This is a genomic window from Candidatus Neomarinimicrobiota bacterium (assembly GCA_034716895.1).
Lineage (GTDB): Bacteria > Fidelibacterota > UBA8477 > UBA8477 > JABMPR01 > JABMPR01.
This window is the reverse complement of record JAYEKW010000210.1, coordinates 1-8,421: the sequence shown is the minus strand read 5'-3', so window position 1 is coordinate 8,421 and position 8,421 is coordinate 1. Positions and strand designations below refer to the sequence as shown.

Genomic DNA, 8,421 nt, shown 5'->3' with positions numbered 1-8,421 from the left:
AGTAGGTCACATGGTATTATACCAAGTGCAGTTCAAGATGCGCGGTATTTGTCTTCGCGAGCAACGCGCGGCGATCTCTGAAGCCTAGCATAATTTTGGAGATTGCTACGTCCAAAGGCACTGGCAATGACAACGCTACCAGGCAGATGGAACTGAAAAGGGTCTTATACCATTTTCAGTTCCAAAGTAGCCATTAAATCCAAAATATATTTTTTTAATTTCCTGATGAACCGGACTATCCCGGAAGTTTTTCCGGGGTCATAAGCAGGTCTTCCATGAGTTTGAGCTCATCAATTCCGGAAATGACTATTTCAGGATCAGTCACGAAGTTCTCACTTGCAAGTTTTTCAGAGTAGTCAATATTTTGCAGAATGAATTTGATGGTATTGAGCCGGGCATTCTTTTTATGGTCAGAGCGGATGATAGTCCAGGGAGCCACCGTCCGGTTGGTCTCTGAGATCATCTGAAATTTCTTCACCGAATATTGATCCCAGAGATTCTGAGCTTCCATATCTACTGGCGATATCTTGTACTGTTTCAAGGGGTCTGTCTCACGTGCTTTAAATCTGGCCAGCTGGACTTCCTTGGAAACCGAGAAATAAAACTTGAAAAGTTTGATCCCATCTTTTACCAGCATTTGTTCAAACATAGGAACATCTTTCAAAAAGCGTTTGTTTTGTTCATCAGTGCAAAACCCCATGATGGGCTCAACCATGGCTCGGTTATACCAACTGCGATCCAGGAGAACTATTTCGCCACTGGTTGGAAGATGCTGGATATACCGTTGAAAGTACCACTGGTTTCGCTCCCGGTCGCTGGGTTTTTCCAGAGCTACGACGCGAGCACCACGCGGATTAAGATGTTCAGTGATGCGCTTGATAGTACCACCCTTGCCGGCTGCATCACGGCCCTCGAAGATCATGAGGAGGCGCAGATCGTTTTTTCTTACATGCTTCTGCAGTTTGAGTAATTCGATTTGCAGTTGCCGCATCTCTATTTCATAATCCAGGGTTTTTTTCTTGACGTATATGGCCACCCGACCTTTGGAATCAGCACCATGGATATTCTTCAATGCAGTGCCTTCATGCAGCTTGACCTTGACCGGATTTTTAGTGGTTTTTGCTGGCACAACGGGAGCAGGTGTTTTTGTTGCCGATGTACGAACAGCCGGTTTGGAAGCCTTGGTACCGTTGCTTGAGGTTGCTTTTCTGGGTGTAGGTGCTTTTTCCATTTTCATTCCCCTTGCTCTTAACCGATAAATCGTCCGTGTTTGCGACGTTGTTTTTCCATTAATTTCAATTCCCGTTCGCCCGTGATGACCACATCTTCATTCAGCTTGAAATCTAAAGATCGGCTGCGACCGCGATAGCGAATGGAGTTCAGGATCAGTTTCATGGTCTCCAACCTTGCCAAATGCTTACTATCGGATCGGATAATATACCAGGGTGCTTCCTTGGAATTGGTTTTTTGAAGTAACTTGAATTTCTTTTCAGTGAATTCATCCCACAGATCCTGAGCCTGTAGATCCACCTCACTAAGCTTCCATTGTCGCAGAGGATCATTCATGCGACGCTCAAAACGACGATTTTGTTCTTCTTTCGAAACAGAAAAATACAGTTTGAGTAAAACTGTATTCCCATCGCTGACAAAATTATGCTCGTAGGAATTAATGGTTTTAAGGAATTCACGGTACTGAGTTTGCGTACAAAATCCCATAACTGGCTCAACCAGTGCCCGGTTGTACCAACTTCGATCAAAAAGGACGATCTCACCAACTGAAGGGAAACGTTCAATGTAGCGTTTCAAATGGAGTTCGGATCGTTGCCTGTGCGAAGGTTTCCCGGGAACCTCGACCCGATAACGCTTTTCATTCATGTAACGTGTCATCCGTCGGATAGTGCCCCCCTTACCAGAAGCATCCCGTCCATCGAAAATGATGATCATCTTTTTGCAGCGTTGTTCGATATGCTGCTGCAGCTTGATCAATTCAGCCTGATAAGGTTTCAACTCTTCACTTTGCTGATATTTATCAAGGGCAGCATTGACGATACGCCGTTTTTGTTTTTTCTTAAGGGCATCTTTGATCTCATCCATATCGGCTTTTCCAAAGGATGAGTCCATTTGCTTTTCAATTTTACTGATAACCGAACGAATCGTATCAGTAGGTTTTGGATTTGGGATAGGGGATGGCTCCGGGATAGATTTATCATCAATATTCATCATAGTACTCCAGGTTTAGCAGCTATGGATTGTGTCAGAATGATCTTGTGTAAAAAACCATGATCAGTTAGTGATCTGACAATTATAATCCCCCGAAATGGTTTCAGAAGAAGCTGAACGATCAGCTTCTCGAGTAGAAAATCTAATTAAACTCGTCGAACAAAACCTTGTAAGTAACATAGGAAATGTTCTTGGCATCAACGCCAACAGGCAATTTGACCTCAACCCGAAACAGGGAAGATTCGCCAGGTGAAAGTGAACTCTCACTCACGACACCAGAATAAAAAGAATAGGGTTCACCGCTGATAAATGAGGAATCCTGAGCAATAATGTTGGTTTTTCTATCGTGTAGTCTGAATCTGACTCGAACGAAATCAGCCCGTCGTAATCCCTTGTTATTGATCTGTCCGATGAAAACGCGACTATCCGAGTGCCGTTGATCCTCAAATTCTCCCTTGAGAACCACATCAGCGTGCAGACGATCATAAGGCTTGAGTTCTTTTATGTTTTCCTGAACAATGGCCAAAGTTCCGATGTTGGTCTGGACAACAATTTTATCCAGATCTTCAGAAATGATCTTTCCCTGAACGATGGTACCATTTTTTAGGGTGATCTCGCTGATTTTTTCTGGAAAATTAACCAGTCGTTTGATCTCCCGTCGTATCCGAGGTGCACTCAGGTCATCATATTCACGCAGTTTAAGGCGCATATGATCCATTTCATTCTGGATCTGGTGGATATCTTCCCGTAGTTCCTTAACGGCCTTTTCGGTGCTTTTTACATTTAGAGCAGGTTCGAAGAACTCTCGTTTATCCGAGCCCTGACTGGTGCCGTCTTTTTTTTTCTGACCCAGACCCATCAGGGGTAGCAGACAGATTAAAAGCAGCGTCAAAATTTTTATACCTGGTCTCAGAGTGATCATTATTCACGCTCCCATGTTGCTTGCGTAGAGCGTGCTACATGCTGTAATCTTTGCTTTAACTCAGGGCTGTCAATACTCTCGACCAATTCGCGAATATCATCGTAAAAAATAAAATTGTCGGGATTACCCAGTATATCAATGAGTTGGCCGGCAATAGCTGGATCTTTATAAACAGACAGTGATTGTAGAGCTCTTTTGCGAAACCGACTGGGCATCTGATCATCCCGAGCCACCTTGATCATGGCCATCTTTAATTCAGGATCGTCAAAGTTACCCAATGCGCCTGTAATGGCATCCAACATGGAATAGTAAGTGGCTTGCTCACTGTGCAGGGCATCGATCAAGCTGATCAGTAGCCGTTCATCTTTCAGTTCATCAATGATGGAGATAGCATAGGTTTTGACTTGTTTTTGGGTTGCTGGATTATCCAGCATTTCTGCCAATAACCGTGCGACAGCGGGATCATTCTTGGTGGCCAGGATCTCCACAGCCAGATTACGAATTCCAATATCGACCTTCTTATTGGAGGCAATGGACATAAGAATTGGTACGACTCGTTTATCATCCATTTTTCCCAGTGTCAAAGTCAGGTTCTGTAGAAAGGAGGAGTAGTCTTCCTGAGCATCTGCATATAGTTTTAGGATCAAAGCAACTGAGCGGGCATCTACCTGGCCTTCAATGATGCTGAACATTTCATCCCGAACCGTGACATAACCAGCGCGACTCTTTTGCATCGCCTGAAGGATCGTACGAGTATTTTCCACGTCCTTGGTTTTGCCCAGGGCTTTCAGTCCGGTTTGAAACAGGGTAAAATCCAGGTCACTGCCGTCCTTAAGTGAATTTCGAATAGCTTGCAGACCAATCGGGTCATTGGACTCGATCACTTTTAGTAAGGCTGCCTGACGGATGTCCATCGGTAAACTGGGATCCCGATAATAACTGATCAGGTTGTTCAGTGCTTTTTTCTTGCCGTCACGATAGTCGCTGTAGTTCTTTTTGATCACATCGGTAGTGATCTCACCAGAGGAGCTGCAGGCATTAAATGATCCGAGCAAGATGCCCATCAACAGGATCACCAGTAATTGTATAGATAAATGCTTCATGTTGAAGTCCGTCAATTCCTATTAATAACGCGTGAAAAATATCAGATTAGTTTATCGAAAATTCAGCTTGAAGTCAAGGTAATTCCCTTTGTTCCAATTGCTTAACTGGCCATTGCTTAAGTGATAGATTCACTCCATCAAAATAGCCATAAGAGTAATAATTAAGGAAGTCACCAATAGTTAAAAAGACATTTTCACCAAATGTTTTCAGTTTGGGGTAATGGATGTGTCCCGTGATCAAATAATCAACACCCCCGGCAAATCTATCCTCAGCAAAGGCATAATTCTTTCGAATATTGTTCAGAAGGGCTTCAGTTGATTCAGTTTTGTACTTTTTGTGACTGTGTTTGGAGATCATTCTGGCGAGCCAGTGGCCAATATTAGGATGTATCAACCACTTGAAGCACCATATAAATAACGGGTTACGAATGACTCGCTGCAAACGCAGGTAAGCCTTATCCTCTGGATCAAGTCCATCACCATGGAGTAGGCAGAATTTTTTCCCGGCAAATTCGATCTGGGTTTCCTGTTGATGGATTTGAACCCCAATCTCCGTCGCCATGAAGTCACCAAGCCAATAATCATGGTTACCACCAAAATAGTGGATGGTGATTCCAGCCTCGACCAGTTCCCGCATTTTTGTAAAGACATCGTAGTAGGTCTGAGTGACCACCGACCCGTATTCAAAGTAAAAGTCGAACCAATCACCTACGATAAACAGGGTGGCTTGCTCGGCTTTTATTTGATCCATCAGGCGAAAAAGTTCACGCCGACGTTCACGCTCCAAGTCATCCACCTGAATGCGCAGGTGGGCATCTGATAAAAAATATGCAGTTGGCTTCATGGGTTCAAATTAATCAGGAACCATTGAAGTTGAATGCTAATTTTTAACAACAGTAAATAATCACCCAATCATTTCAAATAGACTGGTTTTCTTGGGTCTCAGCGTTTGACAAGTCTTATACCACGACTTATCTTGCACAGAATTATTGGAACCAAAAGGAATTCCTGGCTTAATAATACTCTATGAAAAAAAATAATACAGTTTCTACGATCATATTCACTACCATCCTGTTGCTGACTTTCATGCTCAACCCGGTGGAGGCAAAATTCGGTAAGAACAAGGTTCAGTTCAGAGGCATGGAATGGTCATATATTCAAACCCCACATTTTGATATCTATTTTTATGATGGGGGCGAAGCTATCGCTTATTATGCTGCGGATGTGGCTGAAAAGTCATACGATCAAATTTCCTATCAGCTCGATTGGCGCTTGAGCAAACGCGTCTCTATTCTGGTTTACAACTCACACAATGATTTCCAGCAAACCAATGTGACCCTGGGATATTTGCAGGAAGGTATTGGTGGTTTTACAGAATTGTTTAAGAACAGAGTGGTCTTGCCTTTCGAGGGAAGCTACGAGCAGTTTAGACATGTGATCCATCATGAATTGACCCACGCTGTGGTCAATGATCTCATCTTTGGGGGGAATGTACAGTCCATAGTTTCGGGGAAAATGCGGGTGAATATTCCCCTGTGGCTGGCTGAAGGATACGCTGAATACTCATCACTCGATTGGGACTCCCGGGCGGATATGATCATTCGGGATGCTGCCATCAACGGCGGTTTACCCCCGATCCAGTATTTGAATTACTACATGGCCTATAAAGGTGGTCAAAGCGTTGTACGCTACATTGGAGAAACTTTTGGTGTTGAACGAATTGGGGAGATATTTCATGAAACTCGCCATTTTAAGGATATCCCTAAAGCCATCGAACATACTCTGCACCTGGATTTGGAGACCCTGACAGAAAAGTGGCATTTCGCGGTCCGTAAGGATTATTGGCCCGATATTGAAGGGCGCAGCAACCTGGATGATCTGGGATATCAGCTTACAGATCACAGTAAAATTAAAAACTATTTTAATGTTAGTCCTGCCATTTCACCCAATGGAGGTAAGGTCGCCTTTCTCTCGGATCGTTCCGGCTATGCTGATGTCTATGTGATGTCAGCCGACAATGGTGGAAATTTGAAAAAAATTGTCTCAGGCCAGCGAACAGCTGAACTGGAGGAATTGAAGTGGCTAAGTCCCGGTTTATCCTGGGCACCTGACAATCGTCATCTGGTCTTTGCCGCCAAATCAGGGGATGAAGATGCACTGGTCTTCTATGATACGGAGAAAAACACAAGACATACCCGCAAACTGGGATTGGATGGAATATTTACCGCTGCCTGGTCTCCTGATGGACAATTCGTTGCCTTTTCAGGTTTGCTGGATGGAGCCAGTGATCTCTTTTTATACTCGATCAAAACCAAACAGGTCACCCAGCTTACCTACGATCTGTTTGCTGATACACGACCGGCCTGGTCACCTGATGGCAGTGAATTGGCCTTTGTCTCAGATCGTGGAAAAAATCTTTTAACAGGAAACATCCAACCGGGATCTGCTCAAGCCCGCGCGCTCTTAAGTGAACATGATTTTAGATCAACGGATATTTATACGATCAATGTTGCTTCAGGTAGGATCAAGCGGATCACCAACAGTCCTGGCAGCGAAGATTCACCTTCCTATGCGAATACAACTGCTACACTGGCTTATACTTCGGATCGAAGTGGTATCTGGAATATTTACTTCTATGACCTTGCTACTGAGATTGAGACGGCCTATTCCGATATAATGACCGGCATATTTCAGATCAGTTGGAGTAAGGATGATTCTCGTCTGGTGTTTGCCGGGTATGAAAAAGGTGGCTGGGATATTTTTACCATCAACAATCCCTTGAATCGAACGCTTGATGTCATTAAGCCGACACTGTCCAATTATCTAAAACGGCAAAATGTGCAATTGGATCTGACCTACTCTGATACACTTCCGGTCCCTGAGGAAATTAAGGTGAATCCTTTTGAAACTCACGTTTTTGCCTACAATAATAATTTCAATAATGCTTCAACAGGCACGGCTCCAGAGCCTCTGGTGATCGAAACCAGAGATAGCACGGGTGCCTATGAGGTCAACAAATATAAGACCCGGTTTACTGTTGATCTGGTAGATGCTCAAGCAGGCTACAGCAATTTCTTTGGAGTGCAGGGAAATGCGTTGATGATTTTCTCTGATATTATGGGAAATCACCGCATTCAATTCGGATTTGAACTTTATCGTAATCTGGACAATTCAGATCTGCTGTTGGGGTACGACTACTTACCCAATAGAACGAATCTTCATCTTATGTTGTATAATTTTCCTGATGACTACATCAGCGGTGATATCTACAATTTGAGTCTCTGGCACTTCCGGAAATATGGTTCGGTGTTTGGATTAGACTATCCCTTCAGTAAATACAGTCGGCTTGAAGTAAATCTCAATTGGTTGAATATCTATCAACAACTGACTCTGGATAATATGCTGGATAATGCTGATGCTCAGGTTTTTTCTAGCAACGCAGGCTATGTTTTGCCCGAGATCAAAATGAGTTTTGACAATGTACTCTATGGTAGTCTTTACCCCATCGATGGCTGGCGGACCGATCTATCTGTCCGATTTTCACCCGATATGCCGAATTCTTCCCGGCAGTTTGTAACCTTGCGAACAGATATACGCAGGTACTTCAAGGTAACCCGGGAATATTCCTTTGCCTTACGTGTTTCAGCTGCCAGCAGTCATGGTCGGCAATCGGAAAGATTTATGGCCGGAGGAATGGGAAACTGGATCAATTATCGATTGGATAATAACTACATTAACTATTTGGCTGACTATGAGGATCTTTACTTTTCCGAATATGTGCTTCCGGTTAGAGGAGCGCCCTATTTTGGTTTAGTGGGAAATCATTATGCGGCCTTTAATGCGGAGTTCCGCTTCCCCTTTATTGAATATTTATCTCTGAAATGGCCGGTTTCGATGGTCCTGGGTAATGTGCGCGGTGAGCTCTTTAGTGATTGGGTTAAAACCTGGGACGAGGAACAGATCGCGGGACGCAGTTTTACAGATGCACTGATTGCTGATCAGCAGAACAGTTACTGGGGAACCGGTTTTGGAATGCGCATGAACCTGGGCATCTTTGTGTTGCGCTATGATATGGCTTTTGATATGTCCAGAAGCCCTCTTTGGGATAATCGTCAACATATCTGGTCGCTGGGATTAGATTTTTAATGCTAACTCTGATCAGGTTATTGGGACGGA

The 8,421-nt window shown here is 43.8% G+C and carries 6 protein-coding genes; 1 reads left to right on the top strand and 5 read right to left on the bottom strand.

Annotation, left to right across the window (positions count from 1 at the left end; translation table 11 throughout):
* Positions 1-235: 235 nt before the first annotated feature.
* The 5 genes from ppk2 to U9Q77_12300 all read right to left on the bottom strand — a co-directional run bounded on the left by ppk2 (position 236) and on the right by U9Q77_12300 (position 5,089).
* Positions 236-1,231 (bottom strand): polyphosphate kinase 2, encoded by a 996-nt coding sequence (gene ppk2, locus U9Q77_12320; GenBank protein ID MEA3288143.1) that lies wholly within the window; start codon positions 1,229-1,231, stop codon positions 236-238.
* 17 nt (positions 1,232-1,248) lie between these two features.
* Entirely contained in the window at positions 1,249-2,223 is a 975-nt protein-coding gene (locus U9Q77_12315; protein ID MEA3288142.1) for a polyphosphate kinase 2, read from the bottom strand.
* Between the two features lie 139 nt (positions 2,224-2,362).
* Entirely contained in the window at positions 2,363-3,142 is a 780-nt protein-coding gene (locus tag U9Q77_12310) for a hypothetical protein (GenBank protein ID MEA3288141.1), read from the bottom strand.
* Entirely contained in the window at positions 3,142-4,245 is a 1,104-nt protein-coding gene (locus U9Q77_12305) for a hypothetical protein (GenBank protein MEA3288140.1), read from the bottom strand. Before U9Q77_12305 ends, U9Q77_12310 begins: the two co-directional genes overlap by 1 nt.
* 73 nt (positions 4,246-4,318) lie before the next feature.
* On the bottom strand, positions 4,319-5,089 hold the full coding sequence (locus tag U9Q77_12300) for a UDP-2,3-diacylglucosamine diphosphatase (protein MEA3288139.1): 771 nt from the start codon (positions 5,087-5,089) through the stop codon (positions 4,319-4,321).
* 182 nt (positions 5,090-5,271) lie between these two features.
* Here U9Q77_12300 and U9Q77_12295 point away from each other — a divergent pair, with 182 nt between their 5' ends.
* Positions 5,272-8,391 carry a BamA/TamA family outer membrane protein gene (locus tag U9Q77_12295; GenBank protein MEA3288138.1) on the top strand — a complete coding sequence of 1,040 codons (3,120 nt, stop codon included), beginning with the start codon at positions 5,272-5,274 and terminating at the stop codon, positions 8,389-8,391.
* The last annotated feature ends 30 nt before the right edge of the window (positions 8,392-8,421 follow it).

What these genes read in the sequence shown, in the direction of transcription:
- ppk2 (MEA3288143.1), bottom strand. Translation starts at nt 1,231, where the DNA reads ATGGAAAAAGCACCTACACCCAGAAAAGCAACCTCAAGCAACGGTACC.
- U9Q77_12315 (MEA3288142.1), bottom strand. Translation starts at nt 2,223, where the DNA reads ATGATGAATATTGATGATAAATCTATCCCGGAGCCATCCCCTATCCCA.
- U9Q77_12310 (MEA3288141.1), bottom strand. Translation starts at nt 3,142, where the DNA reads ATGATCACTCTGAGACCAGGTATAAAAATTTTGACGCTGCTTTTAATC.
- U9Q77_12305 (MEA3288140.1), bottom strand. Translation starts at nt 4,245, where the DNA reads ATGAAGCATTTATCTATACAATTACTGGTGATCCTGTTGATGGGCATC.
- U9Q77_12300 (MEA3288139.1), bottom strand. Translation starts at nt 5,089, where the DNA reads ATGAAGCCAACTGCATATTTTTTATCAGATGCCCACCTGCGCATTCAG.
- U9Q77_12295 (MEA3288138.1), top strand. Translation starts at nt 5,272, where the DNA reads ATGAAAAAAAATAATACAGTTTCTACGATCATATTCACTACCATCCTG.